22 protein-coding genes and 1 pseudogene are annotated in these 21460 nt (G+C 67.5%); 9 read left to right on the plus strand and 14 right to left on the minus strand.

From position 1 onward, the window contains the following. Both ACP694_RS16780 and ACP694_RS16785 read left to right on the plus strand, forming a co-directional pair. A pseudogene (locus ACP694_RS16780) lies at nt 1-96 on the plus strand (IS5/IS1182 family transposase); the annotation flags it as partial. Between the two features lie 148 nt (nt 97-244). Then, the gene (locus ACP694_RS16785) at nt 245-427 is read left to right on the plus strand and encodes a glucokinase (RefSeq protein WP_426014723.1); all 183 of its coding nucleotides are present in this window, start codon (nt 245-247) and stop codon (nt 425-427) included. Between the two features lie 335 nt (nt 428-762). Here the strand turns inward: ACP694_RS16785 and ACP694_RS16790 are convergent, their stop codons facing one another. From ACP694_RS16790 to ACP694_RS16800, 3 genes are all read right to left on the minus strand, one after another. Further along, entirely contained in the window at nt 763-1806 is a 1044-nt protein-coding gene (locus ACP694_RS16790; protein WP_426014254.1) for an SMP-30/gluconolactonase/LRE family protein, read from the minus strand. A 110-nt stretch (nt 1807-1916) separates the two neighbouring features. Continuing rightward, on the minus strand, nt 1917-3032 hold the full coding sequence (locus tag ACP694_RS16795) for a CaiB/BaiF CoA transferase family protein (RefSeq protein WP_426014256.1): 1116 nt from the start codon (nt 3030-3032) through the stop codon (nt 1917-1919). Continuing rightward, on the minus strand, nt 3029-4177 hold the full coding sequence (locus ACP694_RS16800) for a CaiB/BaiF CoA transferase family protein (protein WP_426014258.1): 1149 nt from the start codon (nt 4175-4177) through the stop codon (nt 3029-3031). The genes ACP694_RS16795 and ACP694_RS16800 overlap by 4 nt, the downstream gene beginning before the upstream one ends. A gap of 134 nt (nt 4178-4311) precedes the next feature. On the opposite strand from ACP694_RS16800, the gene ACP694_RS16805 reads away from it, so the two are divergent. Then, nucleotides 4312-5160: an aldose 1-epimerase gene (locus ACP694_RS16805; RefSeq protein ID WP_426014260.1), complete on the plus strand. Its 849-nt coding sequence runs from the start codon at nt 4312-4314 to the stop codon at nt 5158-5160. Between the two features lie 48 nt (nt 5161-5208). Here ACP694_RS16805 and ACP694_RS16810 read toward each other — a convergent pair whose 3' ends face one another. The 5 genes from ACP694_RS16810 to cydD all read right to left on the minus strand — a co-directional run bounded on the left by ACP694_RS16810 (nt 5209) and on the right by cydD (nt 11331). Then, nucleotides 5209-5856, minus strand: coding sequence for a helix-turn-helix domain-containing protein (locus tag ACP694_RS16810; RefSeq protein ID WP_426014262.1), 648 nt, complete (start codon nt 5854-5856; stop codon nt 5209-5211). Nucleotides 5857-5946: 90 nt separating this feature from the next. Further along, nucleotides 5947-6561, minus strand: coding sequence for a response regulator FixJ (fixJ, locus tag ACP694_RS16815; RefSeq protein WP_426014264.1), 615 nt, complete (start codon nt 6559-6561; stop codon nt 5947-5949). Next, nucleotides 6554-8035 (minus strand): PAS domain S-box protein, encoded by a 1482-nt coding sequence (locus ACP694_RS16820; protein ID WP_426014266.1) that lies wholly within the window; start codon nt 8033-8035, stop codon nt 6554-6556. The genes fixJ and ACP694_RS16820 overlap by 8 nt, the downstream gene beginning before the upstream one ends. Nucleotides 8036-8068: 33 nt before the next feature. Next, a complete protein-coding gene (locus tag ACP694_RS16825) occupies nt 8069-9691 on the minus strand; it encodes an ATP-binding cassette domain-containing protein (protein WP_426014269.1) in 1623 nt (540 codons plus the stop codon). Further along, nucleotides 9688-11331: a thiol reductant ABC exporter subunit CydD gene (cydD, locus tag ACP694_RS16830; RefSeq protein WP_426014271.1), complete on the minus strand. Its 1644-nt coding sequence runs from the start codon at nt 11329-11331 to the stop codon at nt 9688-9690. The genes ACP694_RS16825 and cydD overlap by 4 nt, the downstream gene beginning before the upstream one ends. Before the next feature lie 125 nt (nt 11332-11456). Here cydD and ACP694_RS16835 point away from each other — a divergent pair, with 125 nt between their 5' ends. The 4 genes from ACP694_RS16835 (at nt 11457) to ACP694_RS16850 (ending at nt 15048) form a co-directional block, all read left to right on the plus strand. After that, on the plus strand, nt 11457-13022 hold the full coding sequence (locus ACP694_RS16835) for a cytochrome ubiquinol oxidase subunit I (RefSeq protein ID WP_426014273.1): 1566 nt from the start codon (nt 11457-11459) through the stop codon (nt 13020-13022). A gap of 12 nt (nt 13023-13034) precedes the next feature. Then, a complete protein-coding gene (gene cydB, locus ACP694_RS16840) occupies nt 13035-14177 on the plus strand; it encodes a cytochrome d ubiquinol oxidase subunit II (RefSeq protein WP_426014275.1) in 1143 nt (380 codons plus the stop codon). Between the two features lie 12 nt (nt 14178-14189). Further along, nucleotides 14190-14312, plus strand: coding sequence for a cytochrome bd-I oxidase subunit CydX (gene cydX / locus ACP694_RS16845; RefSeq protein WP_426014277.1), 123 nt, complete (start codon nt 14190-14192; stop codon nt 14310-14312). A gap of 283 nt (nt 14313-14595) precedes the next feature. Continuing rightward, nucleotides 14596-15048, plus strand: a complete 453-nt coding sequence (locus ACP694_RS16850; protein WP_426014279.1) for a chemotaxis protein CheW — start codon at nt 14596-14598, stop codon at nt 15046-15048. A gap of 72 nt (nt 15049-15120) precedes the next feature. Here ACP694_RS16850 and ACP694_RS16855 read toward each other — a convergent pair whose 3' ends face one another. From ACP694_RS16855 to rpmH, 5 genes are all read right to left on the minus strand, one after another. Then, nucleotides 15121-15618: an ASCH/PUA domain-containing protein gene (locus ACP694_RS16855; protein ID WP_426014280.1), complete on the minus strand. Its 498-nt coding sequence runs from the start codon at nt 15616-15618 to the stop codon at nt 15121-15123. 234 nt (nt 15619-15852) lie between these two features. Next, a complete protein-coding gene (gene yihA, locus ACP694_RS16860; RefSeq protein ID WP_426014281.1) occupies nt 15853-16497 on the minus strand; it encodes a ribosome biogenesis GTP-binding protein YihA/YsxC in 645 nt (214 codons plus the stop codon). Next, nucleotides 16497-18362, minus strand: coding sequence for a membrane protein insertase YidC (gene yidC, locus ACP694_RS16865; RefSeq protein ID WP_426014282.1), 1866 nt, complete (start codon nt 18360-18362; stop codon nt 16497-16499). The genes yihA and yidC overlap by 1 nt, the downstream gene beginning before the upstream one ends. A 7-nt stretch (nt 18363-18369) precedes the next feature. Next, nucleotides 18370-18816 (minus strand): ribonuclease P protein component, encoded by a 447-nt coding sequence (rnpA, locus tag ACP694_RS16870; protein ID WP_426014283.1) that lies wholly within the window; start codon nt 18814-18816, stop codon nt 18370-18372. Between the two features lie 111 nt (nt 18817-18927). Further along, entirely contained in the window at nt 18928-19062 is a 135-nt protein-coding gene (rpmH, locus tag ACP694_RS16875; RefSeq protein ID WP_035043203.1) for a 50S ribosomal protein L34, read from the minus strand. 263 nt (nt 19063-19325) lie between these two features. On the opposite strand from rpmH, the gene ACP694_RS16880 reads away from it, so the two are divergent. After that, nucleotides 19326-19808: a PAS domain-containing protein gene (locus ACP694_RS16880; protein ID WP_426014285.1), complete on the plus strand. Its 483-nt coding sequence runs from the start codon at nt 19326-19328 to the stop codon at nt 19806-19808. A 25-nt stretch (nt 19809-19833) separates the two neighbouring features. Further along, nucleotides 19834-20385, plus strand: a complete 552-nt coding sequence (locus ACP694_RS16885) for a sensor histidine kinase (protein WP_426014724.1) — start codon at nt 19834-19836, stop codon at nt 20383-20385. Here the strand turns inward: ACP694_RS16885 and ACP694_RS16890 are convergent. Continuing rightward, nucleotides 20382-21377: an NADPH:quinone oxidoreductase family protein gene (locus tag ACP694_RS16890; RefSeq protein WP_426014287.1), complete on the minus strand. Its 996-nt coding sequence runs from the start codon at nt 21375-21377 to the stop codon at nt 20382-20384. The genes ACP694_RS16885 and ACP694_RS16890 overlap by 4 nt on opposite strands. Nucleotides 21378-21460 lie beyond the last annotated feature (83 nt).

Here is a 21460-nt window from a genome sequence, read left to right on the forward strand (position 1 = left end):
AAGCAGTTCCGCCGCATCGCAACCCGGTACGACAAGCTTGCAACCACCTTCATGGGCTTCGTAACCCTCGCCGCCATCATGCTATGGCTCAAATAGCTAAATCGTCACTACGGCCTAGCGGCGGTAGACACCAATGACGCAGTGACGCGCGAAGCGTTTGGCTGTTTTCCGAATGGCTCGGCGTCGTCGCAGGCACCTGTCGCTGACAGCCGGCGCAAGGAGCGGCGTCTACATCTTCAATCCGATGATCCTGAGTTGGGGCGAGCACTTCAACAAGCACCGCTGCCGTTCATGTTTCGAGGCGAAAGGTCGAATGGCGGACTATGTGGCAGACATTCCGCTCTTCCTTGTCACTGAACGGAACTGCGGCCTGCTGGGTCTGTCGACCCTCTTTGAAGCCGGCGCTGGTGGTTGTAGATCGCTCTAAGCGTTCGCATCGCGCCGTTGGCGGTTGCAGGACCGTTCTCGACCGAAAGCTTGTCGCGGCCTTCCGGGGAAAGTGGAAAATCAGTCTCAATGTGGGTGCGCCAGAACATGCTACCCAACACGACGATTTTCAGCAAATCACATTTGGTGATACGGGGTTATCGTAGCCAAGCGTAAGGTGTTGTATATACTGGAAAGGCGCCAGTCTATTATACGAATCTGAGAGTCAGACGTTCGGATCGTTCCAGGCGCGCCATTTTCTTCTTCACGATATTCCGATTTCGGTCCTCCTGGGGCCGTATTTGCCGCGCGAGCGATGGCGTCGCTTCGCCCCCGTCAGACGGTTAGCTTCCGCGCTTTCACCTTCACCCGCAGCACGCGGTGGTTGGAGGACATGTAGAGGTGGCCGTCGGCGGCCAGTTCGCAGTTGGAGATGACATCGTCGGCGCGGATGATCCCGAGGCGGCGCCCCGCGGATGTGAAGATCGAGATGCCGTCCTGGCCCGAGGCCCAGAGATTCCCGCGGCTATCGACCTTCAAGCCATCGCCGCCCGCTATGCCGGTGGCGGCGCGGTCGACGAAGGGCCGGCGCCCGGTCGGGCCGCCCTTGGCGTCGAGGTCCCAGGCCACCCAACCCGATTTGCGGTCGGTGGCGTAAAGCGTGGAGCCGTCGGGCGACAGGCCGATTCCGTTGGGCTCGATCGTCTTGTCGATCAGGGTCAGGGCGTTGTCAGGGCCCAGGCGGTAAACGCCCGAATAGTCGGTCTGGCGATAGGGCGAGGCCCAGTCGCCGTTCAGGCCCCAAGGCGGGTCGGTGAAATAGATCGCGCCGTCGCGGGCCAGGACCAGGTCGTTGGGACTGTTGAGACGCTTGCCCTCGAAACTGGCGGCCAGGACAGTCTTCTTCTGGGTCTTCAAGTCGATGAACGAGACGCAGCGGTTGCCGCTGTCGCCGATCACCAAGCCGCCGCGCGCCAGGATCAGGCCGTTGGAGCCGGCCTCGCGCAGGCTGCCCGTGGCGGGTCCGGCATAGCCGGACGGCGTCAGCCACACCGCGCCGCCGCCCTTGCCGCCGCCTTTTCCGCCCCTGGGGGGCGACCAGCGCAGGATCCGGTTGGCCGGCACGTCGGAGATCAGCAGGAAGCCGTCCTTGCCGCCGACCCAGACCGGGCCCTCGCTCCAGGTGAAGCCGTCCAGCACCTGCTCGACCGGCGCATCCGCGTCGATCAGGGCGTCCAGGGCGGGGTCCAGGCGTTCGACCTTGCCGACCACGGGATAGGTGGCGGCGTGGGCGAAGGCGGGCGTGGCGGCAAAACCGGTCAGGGCGAGACCAGCGAGCGCGCGACGGCGGCTCAGGGCGAGGGGCGGGTGCTGGGTCACGGATCGGTTCCTCCGGCGAACGCGCGTCGCCTTCAGACCCTGCATATCGAGGGAGGCGCGCGAATGTCCATCGTTGTCATCGCGTGATCGGGTTGGGCCGCGATCCGATCCTAGCTGAGCGTGCGCCACACCTGGCCGGCGTGCTCGTCGAGGCCCGGCGCCTTGGGGTCCGGACGTCCGGGTTCATGGCGAAACAGCAGCGGCGTGCCGACCACGGCGTTTCCCGCCGCATCGCGCCAGATCATCCCGCGCGCCGCCACCGCGGGGTCGGCGAAGGCCTCCTTCAGGGTGCGGACCGGGGCGAAACAGATGTCGCGCCCTTCGAACCAGGCTTCCCATTCGGCCTGGGTCCTGGTGATGAAGGTCTCGCGAAAGAACACCCGCAGGGGCTCCTGGCCGGGACCGGGCGGCTGGCGGGCATGGTCCAAGAGGTCCGACCGCCCCAGCGCCTCGAGCAGGGTGGCGGCGAACTTCACCTCCGACCCTCCCAGCACGATCCAGCGGCCATCGCGGCATTCATACAGGTTGAACATCGCCGCCCCGCCCCAGGAGCGCTCGGCCTTGGGGACGTTGGCGCGGTCTTGGGCGAACACCGGGCCGGTGGCGTTGGGCGTCCAGGCCATCAGACTGTCGAGCATGGCGACGTCGAGATGGTCGCCCAGACCCGTCTGGGTCCGGCGATAGAGCGCCATCAACACGCCGGACAGGGCGGTCAGCGAGGCCAGGGCGTCGGCGGCCATCAGGCCGGGCATGGCGGGCTTGCCGTCCTGGCCCTCGTTCAGCGCCACGAGCCCGGCCAGGGCCTCGACGGCCAGGTCGTGGGCGGGCCGGTCGCGATAGGGGCCGGTCTGGCCAAAGGCGCTGATCGAGCAATAGACAATCCCCGGATTGACCGCCTTGACCGCCTCGTAGCCGACCCCCAGGCGATCGACCACGCCGGGCCGAAAGGCCTCGACCAGAACGTCGGCTTCCTTGGCCAGGGTCCAGAACGCGGCCTGGCCTTGAGCGGATTTCAGGTCCAGCTGCACCGAGCGCTTGCCGCGATGGGTGTTGCGAAACCACACGGTCTGGCCGTTTGTCGACAGGCCGATGTGCCGGCTGGGCTCGCCTTCGCCGACCGGCTCGATCTTGATCACGTCGGCCCCGTGGTCGGCCATCATCAGGGTCAGCATCGGACCGGGCAGGAAAAGGGAAAGGTCGAGCACCTTGACGCCGTCGAGCTTCATCGGTCGTCACCCCGCAGCAGACCGTTGTGCTCGCCCATGGCCGGGGCGCGGGCGGCGGGCATGCGCTGGCCATCGACCTTGATCGGGCAGGCCAGCATGTGCAGGCCCTGGGGCCTAGCCGGATGGTCGATGTGGTCGCGCATGGCCACCTCGGCCACGAAGGGGTTATCCAGGGCGTCAGCCAGGTCGGCGATCGGAGCGAACGGCACGCGGCCGCCCAGATAGGTCATCCAGTCGGCGCCCGTCCGCGTCTCCATGATCGCGTCGAGGATCGGGGTCAGGGCGTCGAGATGGGCGCGGCGCGCTGGCATGTCGAGGAAGCGCGGATCGGTCTTCAGGTCCGGCCGCTCGACCAGATCGCACCAGACCTCCCAGAACCGCTGCGTCTGGCACATCAACATGCCCCAGCCGTCCTGGGTCTTGACCCGCTGGGACGGGCTGATCGATGGATGGGCCCCGCGCGGCGGCCGTCCGACGACATGGCCCTCGTTCATCGCCCACACCGCCGGATAGGTGGTCTGGTGCAGGGCCACGTCGAACAGCGACACGTCGACGTCGCAGCCGATGCCGCTGGCCCGCGCCCCGAGGATGGCCGAAACGATCCCCAGGGCGAACACCGAGCCGGTCATGAAATCGACCATCGACAGGCCAAACCGCACCGGCGGTCCGTCCGGCTCGCCGGTCATCGTCATGAACCCGGCTTCGGCCTGCATCAGATAGTCGTAGCCCGGCCAGGCCTCGCGACTATTGCCCCGTCCGTAGGCGGACAGATGGGCGCAGACGATCGCGGGCTTGATCGTCTTCAGGCTGTCAAAGGTGATCTTCAGCTTGTCCGGCTGGTCGCCGCGCAGGTTGTTGACCACCGCGTCGGCGCCGGCCACCAGGCGCTCGAAGTCGGCGCGGCCCTCCGGCGTCTTGATCTCCAGCGCCACCGACTGCTTGCCGCGCGAGAAGGTCTGGAAGAACTGGCTGTCGCCGTCGCCCAGGAAGTAGGGTCCCAGGCCCCGGCTGATGTCGCCGCCCAGGGACGGGGCCTCGATCTTGATCACCTGGGCGCCCAGCTCGCACAGCAGCTGGGTGCCATAGGGCCCGGCGGCGTACTGCTCGACCGCCACGATGCGCACGCCGTCCAGGGGTCTGTTCATGCGCTCCGCCTCTGCTTGAGGCGATGATGCGACGGCCCGCCGGTCGCGCCTAGGGCGACGTGAGGGAAGGCCGCTTGTTTCCGCGCGGCGATGGACGTAGCAAGCCGCTCGACAACGCCGCCGTCGGAGATCCCATGACCGTCGTCCTGCAGACCGCCCGCGCTCGCGTCGAGATACTGCCTGGCCTGGGCGGCGCCTTGGGGCGTTTCACCTGGGACGACCGCGACGTGACGCGACCCACGCCCGCCGGGACGACCGAGGTTCTGGACGCGGGGTGTTTCCCGCTCGTCCCCTATTGCAACCGCATTCCGAACGGCTGCTTCAGTTTCGCCGGCCATGAGGTGTCGCTGTCGCCGAACCTGGGGGACCATCCGCACGCCCTGCACGGTCAAGGTTGGCGGGCGCCCTGGGCGGTGGAGTCTGCGAGTGATGTCGAAGCCGTCTTGGTCTTCGAACACGCGCCCGGTGAATGGCCTTGGGCCTATCGCGCCGAGCAGCGGTTCCATCTCGCTGACGACGGTTTGCGCATCGAGCTGTCGGTGACCAATACCGGCGACGCGGCGATGCCCGCCGGCTTGGGGTTCCATCCGTATTTTCCGGCCCCGGCCGGCGAGCGCTTGAGGGCGGGGGTCACCGGTGTGTGGATGATCGACGAAGACTGCCTGCCCACCACGCTCGTCGAGGACGCTTGGCGTTCGGATTGGGCGGCCGGCGCCTTGACCGCCGTCGAAAGCCTGATCGACAACTGCTACACAGGCTGGAACGGCGTGGCGACGCTGACGGGCCCCGACGGCGCGACCACCACCGTCACAGCCTCGCCCGAATGCCGTTGGCTCCACGTCTATTCGCCGCCGGGCGCCGACTTCATCTGCGTCGAGCCGGTCGCCAACCGTCCTGACCCGTTCAGGGGCGAGGACAGCGGAATCAGGATCCTGGCGCCGGGCGAGACGATGTCGGTGTGGGTGAAATTCGCCTCGGCATGAGCGGTCCTCGATCTCGCGGCTCGCGGTCTCGAACATCTAGGGACTTCGTCAATCCACCATGGCTTCCAGCGCCGCGCGGTCGCGTAGCAGCACTTTGCGGGCCGCCGGCAGGGCGATAAGCCCGTCGTGCTGAAACTGGGTCAGGGTTCGCGACACGGTCTCGATGGTGAGGCCCAGATAGTCGGCCATGTCCTGGCGAGTCATGGGCACATCGAGCAAGGCCTGGGCGCCCGTCCGTTCGGCGAGGTCCAGCAGCAGGGCGGCTACCCGTTCGCAAGCGGCGCGGCGGCCTAGCGTCAGCGCATGGTCCTGGCTGCGGCGCAGGCTGTCGGTGGTCAGTTCCAGGAGCCGGCGCGCGACGTCGCCGCGCTCGGCGGCCAGGGTGTCGAGAGCGGCGCGCGGCATGGCGCGCACCAGGGTTTCGGACAGGGTCTCGGCGCTGGCCCGATAGGTCGGGCCGCTCTCCAGTCCAAAGACGTCGCCAGGGAAGTGGAAGGCCTCGATCTGCCGGCGACCATCGCGCAGGATCCGACAGGTGCGCAAGGACCCCGAGATCAGCTGAAAGACCCGGTCGGCGGACTGGTCCTGGTGGAAGATCGTCTCGTCGCGCCCGTGGCTCAGATGCAGGCCGTCGAGGACAAGGGCCGGCGGTGGGCGGGCAGGCGATAGGGTGGGCGCGTGGATCACGGACAGCATGGCGATCTCCCGATAGCGCCGTCACTGTCTCGCGTCGCGGTCGGGCGGTACAGTCGTGACCGACGCCTAAGGGCGAATACCTAGGACGGCTTACCCCTGCCGCGCCGACAGCGTCATCCGCACCAGCGCGGCCAGGTTGTCGGCGTGCATCTTGGCCATCAGCTTGGCGCGATAGATCTCGACCGTTCGAGGGCTGATCCCCAGGTCGCGGGCGATCACCTTGTTGGGCTGCCCCTCGACCACGCCATCCAGCACCTGGCGCTCGCGTTCGGACAGGGTCTCCAGCCTCTGCAGGACCAGGGTCCTGTCGTCGGAGGCCGCAGTGGAGGCCGGCGTCGGTCCCGCGGCCAGCGCCCGGGTCAGGGCGTCGAGGATCCGCGCCTCGCCGAACGGCTTTTCGATGAAATCGATCACCCCGGCCCGCATGGCCTCCACCGCCAGGGGGATGTCGCCATGGCCGGTGATCATCAGGACGGGCACGCGCGAGCCGCGACTGTTCAGTTCACGGACCAGCTCCAGGCCGGTCATGTCGGGCATGCGCATGTCGGTGATCACGCAGCCGGCGCCATCGAGCGGCAGGGCGTCGAGCAGCGCCAGGGCGGAGGCGTGGCTGACCACGGCGAAGTCGGCGGCCTCCAGCAGGAAGGCCAGGGCCTCGCGGGCGCTCTCGTCGTCATCGACCAGGTGGATCACGGCTTCACTCATTGATCGGGCTTTCATCGTCGTGTCGTGCGTGGTCGTGCTGGGGCGGCAGGGTGAAATGAAACACCGTCCCGCCCTTGGGATTGGCGTCGGCCCAGATGCGCCCGCCGTGCGCCTCGATGATCGAGCGCGAGATCGACAGGCCTACCCCCATGCCCTCGGCCTTGGTGGTCATGAATGGCTGGAACAGGCGCTCGCGGAAATCGTCATTGATGCCCGAACCGGTGTCGGTGACGCTCACCTGGACGGAGTCGCTGTCGAGGCGCTGGCTTGCGATGGTCAGTTCTCGGCGCGGCGAGTCGGCCATGGCGTCGACGGCGTTGCGGATCAGATTGACCAGCACCTGCTGGATCTGGACTCGATCGGCATAGACCGCGTCGGCGGTGGGATCGAGCTTCAGGCGGGTGGTGACCAAGTGTTCGCGGGCGCCGATCAGGGCCAGGGCGGCGGCGTCCTCGACCACCATCGACAGGCGTTCGGGCGCGCGCTCGCTGGCTCCGCGCCGCACGAATTCGCGCATCCGGTGGATGACGTCGCCGGCCCGCAGGGCCTGGGCCGAGGCCTTGTCGACCGCGTCGCGCACCTTGGCCTGATCCTCGGGCCGGCCCCGGTCGAGCAGGCGGCGCGAACCGGTCAGCAGGTTGGCGATCGCCGACAGCGGCTGGTTCAGTTCGTGCGCGAGGGTCGAGGCCATTTCGCCCATGGCGGTCAGTCGCGAGACATGAACGAGCTCGGTCTGCAGGTCGCGCAGCCTCGTCTCGGTCTGCTGGCGATCCGTCAGGTCGCGGATGAAGCCGGTATAGAAGGGGCTGGAGCCTCGGGTCTCGCCGACCGCCAGCTCCATCGGAAAGGTCGAGCCGTCCTTGCGCTGGCCGACCACGACGCGGCCCGTGCCGATGATCTTGGGTTCACGGCTGCGAGCATAGTTGGCGAGGTAGCCGTCGTGACCCTCCCGGTGCGGTCCAGGCATCAGGCTGCTGACATTGCGTCCTATGGCCTCGGCCGCGCTCCAGCCGAACAAGCGCTCGGCGGCCGGGCTGAACGAGGTCATCAGGCCGGCGGGGTCGATGACGATCACGGCGTCGGGCGCGCTGTCGAGGATCGACTGCAGATGATGGGTCATGGCCGCAGCGCGTCGACGGGCGGCATGGAACCAGCCGCCGCCGATCGACATGCCGACCCCGATCATCACGAACACCAGGCTGGACAGGGCCGTGGCCTGGTCATGCAGGCCGCGCGCCTTCAAGGCCCACACCGCCGCCGCCGCCAGCACGGTGGCGAACAGCCCTGGCGCCAGACCGCCGACTGCGGCGCTGATCAGCACCGCAGGCACGAACAGCAGGAAGGCCGACGACGCATTGAACGCCGGCGGCAGGGCCAACTGCACCAGGCAACAGGCCGCCACCGTAGCCAGGGCCGCCAGATAGGCCCGAGGCCGCAGGTCGCTGTGCAGCGTGCCGGCCGTAACCGTGGTCATCACGTGATAGCGATCTCCGCTCCGCAAGGTCGGCTACCCTATAGCGCGGGGCGAAGCGATTGGCAGTTGCTGATCGCACAGGGCGCGCGGCGCGGCGCGGTGGCTAACCAGGATCAGGCCCTGGCCGGTGCGTTTGAGCCGAGCGTCGAGGCGCGCGACGACCAGGGCCTCGGTCGCCGGGTCCAAGCCTTCGGTAGGCTCGTCGAGCAGCAGCCAGGGCGCGTCGCGCAGCAGGGCGCGGGCCAGGCTGAGGCGGCGCCGCTCGCCGCCGGAGAGCCGTTCGCCGTTCTCGCCGATCCAGGTGTCCAGGGTCAGGGGCATGTCGCGAACGCGAGCCTCAAGCCCGGCGTCGGTCAGGGCGTTCCACATCGCGGCTTCGGCGTGAGCGCCGGCGAGAGCCAGGTTGGCGCGGACGGTGCCCTCGATCAGGACGGCGTCCTGCGGGGCGTAGGCGAAGGTGGAGCGCGTTTGGGCGCTTGGTTCTTGGCCTGCGCATAATAGTAACATCCGCTCATCCCGGCGAATGCCGGGATGAGCGGATTTGGAAAAAGAGCGCAATCCAAGGAGCCGCTCAAGGATGGTGGTCTTGCCGCAGCCGGACGGACCAGTCAGGACCAGCCGGGCGCCGGGTTCAACCAGCAGGTCCCCGAAAGTCAGGCTCTTCCGCTCCGCTATGGCGCGGGCGCCCGCCTCGCTCGGCTCATGTTTCAGCACCGTGTCCAGCCGCACCGCCGCCGCATCCGCCCCGGCATCCTGCTCGAAGGCCTTGGTCACGCCGGACAAGCCTTCCAGCGCCATCGCCGCCGCCAGGCCCGCCATCGCCGCCAACGGCTGGGCGGCGCTTTGGGCGAAAACCAAGGTCAGCGCCACGGCGAGGCCGAGGATCAGGCCTTGCAGCACGACCAGCCAGCCCTGGGCGGCGACCGCCTTGCGCCTCAGGGTGTCGAGGTCGACGCCCAGCGCCTCGATCTCCGCCGCCGCGCGATCCTGGACGCCGTAAACCCGCAGCTCCGGCGCGGCGGCGACATAGGCGGCCATGGCGTCCTTCAGCGCGCCGGTGGCTTGCTGGATCGCGGGTCCGGTGCGGACGCTCAGGCGGCGGGCCAGCCAACGGCTCGAGACCAGCGAGACCGCGACGCTCACCGCCGCGACCAGGGCCGAGGCCCAGCTTGCCCCGGCCGCCATCGCCACCCCGGACGCCACGGCCGCGCCGGCGCCCCAGGGCGCGGAGAGGCGGATGAAGCGGGTTTCCACGGCGTCGATGTCTTGCACCAGCCGCGCCGAGGCCTCGCCGCGCGACAGGGCCATCGCCTCGGCGGGCGGCGACGCGGCCAGTGCGGCGAACAGGGCCGGGCGGATGGCGGCCAGGGCCTTCAGCGCGGCGGCATGGCCGCTCAGGCGCTCCAGATAGCGAAAGGCGGTGCGCAGGATGGCCAGAAGGCGAATGCCGGCGCTGGGCAACAGCACGTTAAACGCCTGGGCCGCCGCGAGGCCTCCCAGGCCGGCGATCGCCGCGCCAGTCAGGAACCAGCCCGAGAGCCCCAGCAACAATACCGTCGAGGCCCCGACGATCGTGGCCGAGGCGGCGGCCAGGCGCAGTCCGTCGGCGTGGCGCCGCCGCTGCTGGCGGACCAGCCGGGCGAGGGGACCGCTCACAGCCGCACGACGCGGCTAGCCAGCGCAGCCAGGGCTTCGGAGTGGGTGGCGATCAAGGTCGTGCGGCCCCGGGCGGCTTGGGCGATGATCGGCAGCAGGGACTGTTCCGACGCCGCGTCAAGATCAGCGGTCGGCTCGTCGAGCAGGAGGATGCCGGCGGGCTTGAGCATGGCGCGGGCCAGGCTCAGCCGGCGCCGTTCGCCCCCGGAGAGGCCGGCGCCGCGCTCGTCGAGCCGAGCGTCGAGGCCGCCTCGACCATCGAGCACCTGTGTCAGGCCGACCGCCCGCGCCGCGACTTCGAGCTCATCGCGGCGCGCGCCTGGATGGGCCAGGGCCAGGTTGTCCGCGAGGGTTCCTGGCAGGACCACCGGCGACTGCCCGGCCCAGGCCACGGCGGACGCGATCGAGCCCAGGTGCGACAGGCGCTGGTCGCCGATCAGCACCTCGCCGCTGCTGAGCGGGGCCAGGCCCAGCAGCAGGTTCAGCAGCGTGGTCTTGCCGCTGCCGCTGGGACCCAGCAGGGCGACGACCTCACCGGGGGCGATGGCGAGGTCGAAGCTGTCGAACACCGGGGTCTCACCGGCGGCGTAGGTCACGGTCACCGACTGAAAGCGGATCGCGGGCGGGGCGTCGAACACCATGACGGGCGGGCTTGGCGTCGGAGCGGGCAAGGCGGCCAAGGTCAGGGCGGCGGCTTCGGCGGCCTGGCGATCGTGATAGGCGGCGGCCAAGCGGCGCAGCGGGGCGTAGACCTCGGGCGCGAGGGCCAGGGCGAAGAAAGCCCGCTTGAGGTCCAACTGTTCGGGCGCCGGGAAGGGCAGCAGCCGCAACAGGTTGAACCCGCAATAGACCGCGACCAGGGCCACCGAAAGGGCGGCGAAGAACTCCAAGGCCCCCGACGACAGAAAGGCCACCCTGAGCACGCGGATGGTCCGCGCCGCCAGGTCCTCGGCCGCGCGCGACAAGTCTCGCGTCACCGCGCCCTCGGCCTGGAAGGCCAGCACCACCGGCAGGGCGCGGACCCGGTCCAGGAACAGACTGGACAGCCGCTCCAGGGCCAGAAACTGCCGGCGCGACTCCTCGCCCGCCGCCCCGCCGGCCAGGGCCATGACCAGGCCGAACGGAACCAGGGTGAACAGCAGAACGCCGGCCGCCACGGGCGAGGCCACGGCGACGGCGGCGATGATCAGCAGCGGCGCGACCGCCGAGGCCAATCGGGCCGGCACGAAGCGCGAGACGTGGCCGTCCAGCGCCTCCACGCCCTCGACCACGGCTGACAGCGCCTCGCCGCCGGTGCGGCGCGCGGCGCCGTGTCCAAGTATGGCGGCGACCGCCTGATGCCGGGCCGCCGCCTTGACGCCCGCCGCAGCCTCCGCGCCCGACCGCGCCCCGCGACGCGCCAGCAAGCCGCGCGCCAAGGCCGCGACCGCGATTAACACCAGCCACGGAGCGGCGGCAGGGAGACCGCGCGGCAGGGCGTCGATTCCGAGTGCGAGGCCCCCGGCGAAGGCGATGGCGGCGGGAACGTCGGCCAGCAGCCACAGCGGCGCGGTCTTGCCCGCGCGCCCGCCGGCGGAACCGATCGCCTTCAGCCAGGGCCGCGCGACGGCGTCGAGGTCGGCGGTGAAGCGGGCGGACATGGACCGTAGTTAGGGGAAGGGAACGAAGGCGTCCTTGATCCTGATCAAAGCGCCCTGGCCTCTACGCGTCTAGAGGTGGGTGGTCATTGGGGCGATCGAACGCCCCTCGACAACCGGAGCGCCACATGGATCCCGCCGTCGTCGATCTCTCTCGCCTGCAGTTCGCCCTGACGGCGTTGTATCACTTTCTCTTTGTGCCCCTGACGCTGGGGCTGTCGTTCATGCTGGTCATCATGGAGAGCGTGTATGTGATGACCAAGCGGCCGATCTGGCGGACCACGACGCGGTTCTGGGGCACGTTGTTCGGCATCAATTTCGTGCTCGGCGTGGCCACTGGCCTGACCATGGAATTCCAGTTCGGCATGAACTGGTCGTACTATTCGCATTATGTGGGCGACATCTTCGGCGCGCCCCTGGCCATCGAGGGGCTGATGGCCTTTTTCCTCGAAGCCACCTTCGTAGGCCTGATGTTCTTCGGCTGGGACAAGCTGAAGCCCGTGACCCACCTGGGCGTGACCTTCCTGGTCGCCCTGGGCACCAACCTGTCGGCCCTCTGGATCCTGATCGCCAACGGTTGGATGCAGAACCCGGTCGGCGCGGCCTTCAATCCAGACACCATGCGCATGGAAGTCACCGACTTCAGGGCGGTGATCTTCAATCCCGTGGCTCAGGCCAAGTTCGTGCACACGGTCAGCGCCGGCTACACGATCGCAGCGGTCTTCGTGCTGGGCGTTTCCGCCTTCTACCTGCTGCAAGGCAAGTACAAGAGCGTCGCCAAGCGATCGCTGACCGTGGCCGCCGCCTTCGGCCTGGCCTCGTCTTTGTCGGTGGTCGTGCTTGGGGACGAGAGCGGTTACGCCCTGACCGACAACCAGAAAATGAAGCTCGCGGCGCTGGAAGCCATGTGGGAAACCGAGCCCGCCCCGGCCGGCCTCACCGCCTTCGGCATCCCTGACCTGAAGAACCGCGTCACCCATGCCGAGATCAAGATCCCCTATGTGCTCGGCCTGATCTCGACCCGCAGCCTGGACCGCCCGGTGGCCGGCATCTTCGAACTGGTCGCCCAGGCCGAGACCCGCATCGAAAGCGGCGTCATCGCCTATGACGCGCTGGAGAAGCTGAAGGTCACGCCCACCGACCTCGCCGCGCGGGGCGTGTTCGAGACCCATCGCCGCGATCTTGGCTACGCCCTGCTGCTCAAGCGCCATATCGCCGACCCGCGGCAGGCCGATCACGCCCTGATCGCCAGCACCGCCTGGGACACCGTGCCCAATGTGCCGGTGATGTTCTGGGCCTTCCGGATCATGGCGGGCACCGGCCTGCTGATGATCGCCCTGTTCGCCACCGCCTTTGTCTTGGTGAGCCTGCGCAAGCACGAGACCCGATGGTTCCTGCGCCTGGCGGTCATCGCCATCCCCCTGCCGTGGATCGCCACCGAGCTGGGCTGGGTGCTGGCCGAGGTCGGGCGTCAGCCCTGGGCGGTGGAAGGCGTGTTGCCCACCTTCCTGTCGCCATCCAGCCTCAGCGTGCCGCAGATCCTGACCAGCATCGTTGTCTTCACCCTGCTCTATGGCGCCCTGGCGGTAGTCGAGGTCGGGTTGATCCTCAAAACCATCAAGAAGGGCCCGTTCGCCGAGCAGGAAGCCTTCCCATCAGGCCACGGCGCCCCCGCCGGCGAAGCCGTGGCCTAGGAGAACCAGATCATGGACCTTCCTCTCGACTATCCGACCCTGCGGGTCATCTGGTGGGCCCTGCTGGGCATATTGCTGATCGGCTTTGCTTTGACCGACGGCTTCGACATGGGCGTGGGCGCGCTGCTGCCCTTCGTCGCCCGGACCGACGAGGAGCGGCGCATGGTGATCAACACTGTCGGCGCCACCTGGGAGGGCAACCAGGTGTGGTTCATCACCGGCGGGGCCTCGATCTTCGCGGCCTGGCCGCTGGTCTACGGCGTCAGCTTCTCGGGCTTCTATCTGGCGATCTTTCTTGTGTTGGTGGCGATGATCCTGCGGCCGGTGAGCTTCAAATACCGGTCAAAGCGCGCGGATTCGCGTTGGCGGACCTTTTGGGACTGGGCGCTGTTCACCGGCAGCTTCGTGCCGGTCCTGGTGTTCGGTGTGGCGGTCGGCAATGTGCTGCAGGGCGCGCCGTTCAAGCTGGATGGCGACCTGCGTAGCACCTATTATGGCGCCTTCTTCGGCCTGTTCACCCCGTTCACCCTGGTCTGCGGCCTGCTGTCGGTCGCCATGCTGGTGCTGCACGGCGCGGCCTGGCTGGGGGTCAAGGCCGAAGCGGGCATGGTGCAGGATCGAGCCCGCCGGTTCGGGACCGGCGCGGCGATCGCCAGTCTGCTGCTGTTCCTGGTCGGGGGCCTGCTGGCCATGCGCCTGGGCTTCCGGATCGAGGGCGTGATCAACCCGGCCGCGCCGTCCCACCCGTTGCGGACCATGACGGTCGCGGCGCCGGGCGCCTGGTTCGACAACTACGGACGCCATCCCTGGATGCTGATCGCACCGATCCTCGGCTTCGCCGGCGCCTTGGCCGCCCTATTCGGGTTGTGGAAGCGGTCCACGCTGCTGGCGTTCGGCGGCTCGTCGGCCTCGGCGACGGGGATCATCGCCACGGTCGGGTTGTCGATGTTCCCGTTCATCCTGCCCAGCACCATCGACCCGCGCTCCAGCCTGACCGTTTGGAACGCATCGTCCAGTCACCTGACCCTGTTCATCATGCTGATCGTCGTCGTGGTGCTGCTGCCCGTCGTGCTGCTCTACACCGCCTGGGTCTACAAGGTGTTGTGGGGCCGGACGAGCACGGCCGCCCTGAAGACCGATCCGTCGCTCTACTGAGGAGATATAGCCATGTGGTATTTCACCTGGATCCTGGGCCTTGGCCTGGCTATCGTCTTCGGGGTGCTGAACGGCGTCTGGTACGAGTTCAACCTGACCGATGACGGGGACCTTGGGGTTTCCGAGCCGGATTAAAGTTTTCCAACCGCTCATCCCGGCGAATGCCGGGACCCAGATCCCAAGCGCCTGGACTGACTGGATAGGCTCGGCGTCTGTGGCGTCAGCGTCGGAGTCATTCCATCTGGGTCCCGGCATTCGCCGGGATGAGCGGCATTTGTGAGGCGTTCCGCGACAATTCGGCGCGTGGCGATGACCACCCCATTAACCGTTATTAAACGACGATCGCGCTCTTCTGGCCTCCGACGCGAAACCGGATTTCGGCCTTTCGCCGCAAGACCTTTTCGCCTCGGGGATGACCATGACCGACCAAGCCGAACCCGCCCTGGAGCTGATCTCGTTCTGCATCGGCGAGCAGGAGTTCTGCATTGACGTGAAGACGGTCCGCGAGATCCGCGGCTGGACCCCGGCCACCCCGATCCCGCACGCTCCGTCGTTCCTGAAGGGCGTCATCAACCTGCGCGGCGCGATCATGCCCGTTATCGACCTGCGCAACCGCCTGGGCTTGGGCGTGACCATCCCCGAGACCCGCCACGTCATCGTCGTCGTCGAATGCCAGGACCGCCTGGCAGGTATCTTGGTGGACGCCGTCAGCGAGACCTTCTCGGTGTCGCGCGACCACCTGCAGCCGACTCCGGACCTCGGCGCGGACGAGCTGCGCTTCATCCAGGCGATCATCTCGCTGGACAGCCGCCTGATCACCTATCTGAAGATGGACGACGTCTTCCCGGCCCAGGTCAGCCGAGCGGCTTAGACCTCGCTTCATCGCGAACGAAAAAGGGCGGACCGCGAGGTCCGCCCTTTTTGATTCCCAGGGATCGGTGGACTACTGCCCGCGCACGATCCGCGCCGCTGCGGCGTGGAAGCTCGCCTCGGCTTCCGCGGCGGCCGCCACCGCGTTGTGGCGGTCGGCCGAGACCAGCATCGGCGCGCGGCCGGTGGTTGGGACGGCGTAGCTCTGAGCGACCTTGCGGGAGTCCTGGGCGCGAAGAGCGGCGTTGGACGCGGTGGTCTCGTGCCAGTGGGCCAGCTGCTCAGCGGTCAGGGCGCCGTCGGCCGGCACGTCGCCGTGGTGCACCACTTCGCCAAAGCCGATGGCCACGAAGCCATGGATCACGCCGTAGTCCTCTTCGGACAGCAAGAAGGTGATCTGCCGCTCCTCGACCTGGCCGGTATAGTCGTTCATCTCCGGATCGAACTCGCGCAGCACCAGCACGTCGCCGACCGCGAACTCGCGGTCGTTGCGGCGAATCTCGAAGCGCTTCTTGCCCAAACGCAGGGCCGCGAAATATTGCGGCCAGGTCTTCAGTTCGTGACGGGTCATGGGGGACTTCTGCGGGTGTTCGGGAAATAGGAAGGCGTGGTCTCAGACACCGGATCGGGCTGTCAGGTTAAGGCGGGAGCATGGGGTTGTGGACTCTAAAACGCCGTTTCCCCGGCGAAGGCCGGGGCCCAGATGGAATGGCGGTGGGGCTGACGCCAATAGCGCCGCGCTCATCCAATCAACCACACCGCCTTGGGATCTGGGTCCCCGCCCTCGCCGGGAAAGCGGACTAGGTTAGCCCAAACAGACCCGGGCGATCTCGGCGCGCAGTTCCGGCAGGCCGTCGCCCTTTTCGGACGAGGTGGCCAGCACCTTTGGGAAGGCGGCAGGCCGCTTGGCGATGGCCTTCTGGGTGGCGGTGACCACGGCCTCGACCTCGGCCGGCTTGATCTTGTCGGCCTTGGTCAGGACGATCTGGTAGGAGACCGCCGCCACGTCCAGGGCGTCCAGGGCCTCGGTGTCCACGGCCTTGAGGCCATGGCGCGCGTCGATCAGCAGATAGACCCGCTTCAGGTTCACCCGCCCACGCAGATAGGCGCGGCCCAGGTCCTGGAACTTGTCGGCCACGGTCTTGGACACCCGTGCGAAGCCATAGCCCGGAAGGTCGACCAGCCGCAGCTGCTCGGCCAGCACGAAGAAATTGACCTCGCGCGTGCGGCCAGGCGAGTTCGAGGCCCGGGCCAGGTGGTTCTGGTTGACCAAGCCGTTGATTAGGCTGGACTTGCCGACATTGGAGCGGCCGGCGAAGGCCACTTCCGGAAAGTCGGACGTGGGCATGCCGTCCATCTTCACCGCGCCCATCATGAACAGGCAAGGCTGGGCGAACAGCACGCGGGCTGTCTCGATTTCGTCGTCGGTGAAAGCGAGTTCGTCGATCATCAGGTCGCCTCGGCGGTGGTCTTGCCGCGCAGACGGTCGATCACCTTGTCGATCGGGTTCTCGACCTTGTAGCGGTGCATGATGATGTACTGCTGCAGGATGGTCAGCACGTTGCTCCAGCACCAGTAGATCACCAGGCCCACGGCGAAGCCCGACAGGGTGAAGGTGAAAATCAGCGGGAAGAACTGGAAAATCTTCTGCTGGATCGGGTCGCCGGCCGGCGGGTTCATCGAGGTGGTGAGCCACATGGTGATCCCGTAGAGGATCGGCCACAGGCCCAGGTGGGCGATCGAGGCGCCGAGGAAGGGCAGGGTGGAGGGGTCCCAGGGGATCAGGCCAAACAGGTTGAACAGCGTGGTCGGCTCGGGCGCCGACAGGTCCTTGATCCAACCGAAGAACGGCGCGTGCCGCATCTCGATGGTCACCGTCAGCACCTTGTACAGCGAATAGAAGATCGGGATCTGGATCAGCATGGGCACGCAGCCCATCATCGGGTTGATCTTCTCCTTGCCGTACAGCGCCATCATTTCCTGCTGCTGTTTGGCCGGATCTTCCTTGTGCTTGACCTTCAGTTTTTCGACCTCGGGGGCGATCTTCTTCATCTTCGCCATCGACTCGTAGCTCTTGTCGGCCAGCGGGAAGAGGATGAGCTTCAGGGTCACGGTCAGCAGCAGGATGGCGACGCCGAAGTTGCCGACCAGCTTGTAGAAGATCTCCAGGATATTGAAGATCGGCTTGGTGAAGAACGAGAACATGCCCCAGTCGACGGCCCAGTCGAAGCGCGGGATCTCGACCTTGGGACGGTCCCAGAACTTCCACCAGACCACAGGCTTGCCGCCGTACTGATAGCGGGTGATCAGCGGCACGGTCTTGGCGCCGGCGAACAGGCGGGTGCTGTGGGTAATGGTCTGGCCGGGGTTCAGCGCCTGGGTGGCGCCCAGGAAGTTGGACTCATAGATGTCCACGCCGCGCGACTGGGTGACCCGGAACCGACCGCTGATCATCTCGGACTGGTCGGGGATCAGCGCCGACAGCCAGTATTTGTCGGTGATGCCGATCCAGCCACCCTTGGATTTCAGGTCGTTCTGATCGGGCTTGTCCTTCTTCCACTTGGGGTACTTGGCCTTGTCCTGCAGGATGTACTTGTCGTCGGTCACACCGCCGAGCACGCCGATGCCGCCTTCGTAGACGATCTGGGTCTTGCCCAGGGTGGCCGGGATGCCTTGGCGTTGCACCGAGGCGTAGGGCGCCAGGGCCACAGCTGCGCCGGCCTGGTTACGCACGCCGTCGGTGATGGTGAACATCGCATCGGCGTCGACCGAGATGAGGCGGGTGAACACCAGGCCCTGGCCGTTATCGTAGGTCAGTGTGACGGGCGTGTCGGGGCGCAGCACCTGGCCCGGCGCTGCGGTCCAGACGGTCTGGGCGGTGGGCAGGCCGGGGAGGTTGGAGCCTACCCAACCGAAGTCGGCGAACCAGGCGAACTCCATCCCCTCGGGGCGGAACAGCTCGACCGGGGCCGAGGTCTTGGAGAGCTCCTGGGTGTAGCGCTTCAGCCAGAGGTCGTCGATGCGCGCGCCCTTCAGGGCGATCGAGCCCGACAGGGCCGGGGTGTCGACGGCGATGCGCGGGCTCTGGGCCTTGGCGTCTTCGCGCGACAGCTTCACTGACTGCGGCGCGCCGTTGGGGCCGAGCGTCATGCCTGGTTGCAGCGCGACCTGGGCTTCGGCGATCTTCTTGGCCTGCAGGGCCGCCGCGGCCTTCTTCTGCTGCGGCTCCATGTAGAAGAAGTTGTAGCCAATCAGGATCGCGAACGCGCAGACGAGAAAGATCAGCGTGTTCTTGTTGTTGTCGTTCGGCTGCATGGATGACTTAACCAGAAACGGAGGAATCGGACGCGGTGGGGGCGTGCGGAGCGGGCTGCTGACCCGGGCCCGCGCGATCGAGGTCGGCGGCGAGGCTTATCAGCGCGGTTTTAACGTCGTCAAGCAAACGTCCCCAAGCCCGCTGGCCGGTGCCGCCGCGAGCAATGAACACATAGTCGCACGAAGGGCGACCATGAAGGGGAAGAAGTAGCCTGGCGGCCTCGCGCAGGCGTCTTTTGGCGCGATTTCGCTGAACCGAGCCGCCGATCTTCTTGGTGGCGGTGAATCCCACGCGGATTTGCGGATCGTCGTCGTGACGGGGGCGCATCTGCATGAACACCGCGCCACGCGCCAGGGCCGGGGCCTTGGCGGCCTTGAGGAACTCAGGGCGCTTCTTGAGGCGCTCGATCTTCACGGACGCCGGGGTCTGGGACGGAAGCTGAGCTTCGGTCATGAAAAAAGCCGCCCTTTCCGGCGCAGGCGCTGAGCCTGTTTCGAGGAAAGGGCGGCTTCTGTCATGGTCTTGATCCCGCCCACTCTTGCGAAGAAGGAGGGAGGAAGGCTGTTAGGCCGTCAGGCGCTTACGGCCCTTGGCGCGGCGACGCGCGACGATCTTTTGGCCGTTCTTGGTGGCCATACGCACGCGGTAGCCGTGACGGCGGGCTCGCACGAGCTTCGACGGCTGGAATGTCCGCTTCACGAGGTGGCTCCGATATTAGTTGGGCGCGGAAGCCGCTAGGCCCCCGCGAGTGAGGGGCGGTGGATAAGGGAAGGGGCGGGCGCTGTCAATATGAGTCCCGACTCTTAGGTCCGTGAGGCTCCGAGCCCGCGCGGCGCCGGTTCGCCTCCCTGTGCCAGGCTCCAAGACCGGTTGCGCGATAATTCATCCCAACCGATGATTGGGGCAGGGTTTGGGGCGCTGTCGGTCTGTCGGCGGATCAAACGGGCACGGGACGACAAGGCATGCATGTGGTTCAGGGCATCGGTGACGCTTCCGATCCGGCCCTGCCGGGCTCGATGCTCGACGCCTTGTCCTCCAATATCGCGATCCTGGACAGCGACGGCCGCATCGTCGCGGTGAACGAGGCCTGGGCCCATTTCGTCACGCTCAGTGATTTCGACCTGGAAAACCTTGGCCTGGGAGCGGATTACATGTCGCTCCCCAACGCCCTCCATGCGAGCGACAGCGCCGCCATCGACGAGGGTCTTCGGGCGTTGTGGGGCAACGAGCCGAGTCCCTTTCGGCTCGAATACGAAACCGGCGGCGCGGTGGGCCGGTATTGGGTCCGGCTTTCCGCCGTCAGGGTTGGCGAGGGCGAGAAGCCCTTGCTGATCGTGTCGCACGAAGACATCACCCCCCCAGCGCCGCGCCCAGGCCGCCCTTGGCCGGGCGACGGCGGCGCTGCTGCATGCCGAGGACGACGAACGCCGCCGTATCGCCCGTGAACTGCACGACGGCACGGCCCAATACCTGACCGGCGCCAATCTGATGCTGGGCAACCAGAAGGTGGAAGGGCGCGCCGAGGAAATCCGCATGGAGGTGAAATCCCTGCTGACCAGCGCCTTGGATGAGATTCGCAGCCTGTCCTATGTGCTGCATCCGCCGGCCCTGGAGGAGCTGGGCCTGGGCCTGGCGTTGCGGCAACTGATCGACGGTTTCGCCCGGCGCACCAGCCTGTCGATGCGCATCGATATCGCCGACGATTTTCCCAAGATGAACGCGGCGACCGAGATCGCGCTCTATCGCGTCGCCCAGGAAGCCCTCGCGAACGTCCACCGGCACTCGGGCAGCTCCATGGCCACGATCAGCCTGCGCCTGGCCGGTGAGATGGTGCTTCTGTCGATCCGCGACTACGGCGTTGGCTTGGCCAGCGAGGATTCGCTGACCGGTGGCGTTGGCCTGGCCGGCATGCGCCTGCGCCTGGAATTCCTGAACGGCCACGTCACCCTGACCCAGGGCCTGCCCGGCGTCTTGGTCGAGGCCTGGGTGCCCTTCCTCGCCAAGAACGCGGCCGGGGCCTAGAGGTCAGGCCGGATCACGGCCTTGCCGATCACCTGGCGCTCGGCCAACAGGTTGAACGCCTCGCGCCAGCGCGCCAGCGGCAGCTCCGCATGGACGTGCGGCGAGATCACGCCCTCATCGGCCATTCTCCAGATCGCCGCCTGGTTCTCCCGGCCCTTTTCCGGAAACCGCCGGCCATACTCGCCGGCCCTGACGCCCATCACCGAAAAGCCCTTGATCAGCGGCATGTTGACCGAGATTGTCGGAATCCGGCCGGCGGTGAAACCGATCACCAGCAACCGTCCGTCGAAGGCGATGCACCGCACGCTCTCGTCGAACACGTCGCCGCCCACCGGATCGTAGATCACGTCGGCGCCTCGCCCGCCGGTGATCGCCTTTACCTGGTCACGGAAACCGTCGGTGACATTGACGACAGCGTCGGGGGCGTAGAGTCGCTCGATCGCCGCCAGCTTGGTGTCGGACGCAGAGGCGGCGATCACCCGCGCGCCCAAGGCCTTGGCGAGGTCCACGGCCGCCAGGCCCACCCCGCCAGCCGCGCCGTGGACCAGCACCCACTCGCCGGGCTCAAGCCGCGCCCGGCGCACCAGCGCGACATAGGCGGTCAGATAGGCCGCGCCATAGGCCGCCGCCTCGCTGAACGACAGCCGCGCGGGCTTGGGCTTCAGGCTCTCGGCGCTCAACACCGCATAGTCGGCGAACCCGCCCAGCCGCGCCCCGCCGACCACGGCGTCGCCGATCTTCCAGCCCGTGGCGCCTTCGCCCAGCGCCGCCACCTCGCCGGCGAGGTCCAGGCCTGGGGTAAAGGGCAGCGGCGGTTTGAACTGGTATTCGCCGCGGGTCATCAGCAGGTCGGGGAAGTTGACGCTAGCGGCCTTCACCGCGACCAGCACCTCGCCTGGGCCGGGCGTTGGCGTGGGCACGTCGCGGATCGCGCAGCCGGCGAAGTCGGGGGCGAGGGTCTCGACGACGAGGGCGCGCATGGTGCTGTTCATGCGCCCCCCCAAATTTCGTTCATCCCGGCGAATGCCGGGACCGAGATCCCATGGCGTTTGGGTAATTGGAAAAGCGCTGAGAT

Origin of the sequence: Caulobacter sp. DWR2-3-1b2, from assembly GCF_049896345.1 — a bacterium.
GTDB lineage: Bacteria > Pseudomonadota > Alphaproteobacteria > Caulobacterales > Caulobacteraceae > Caulobacter.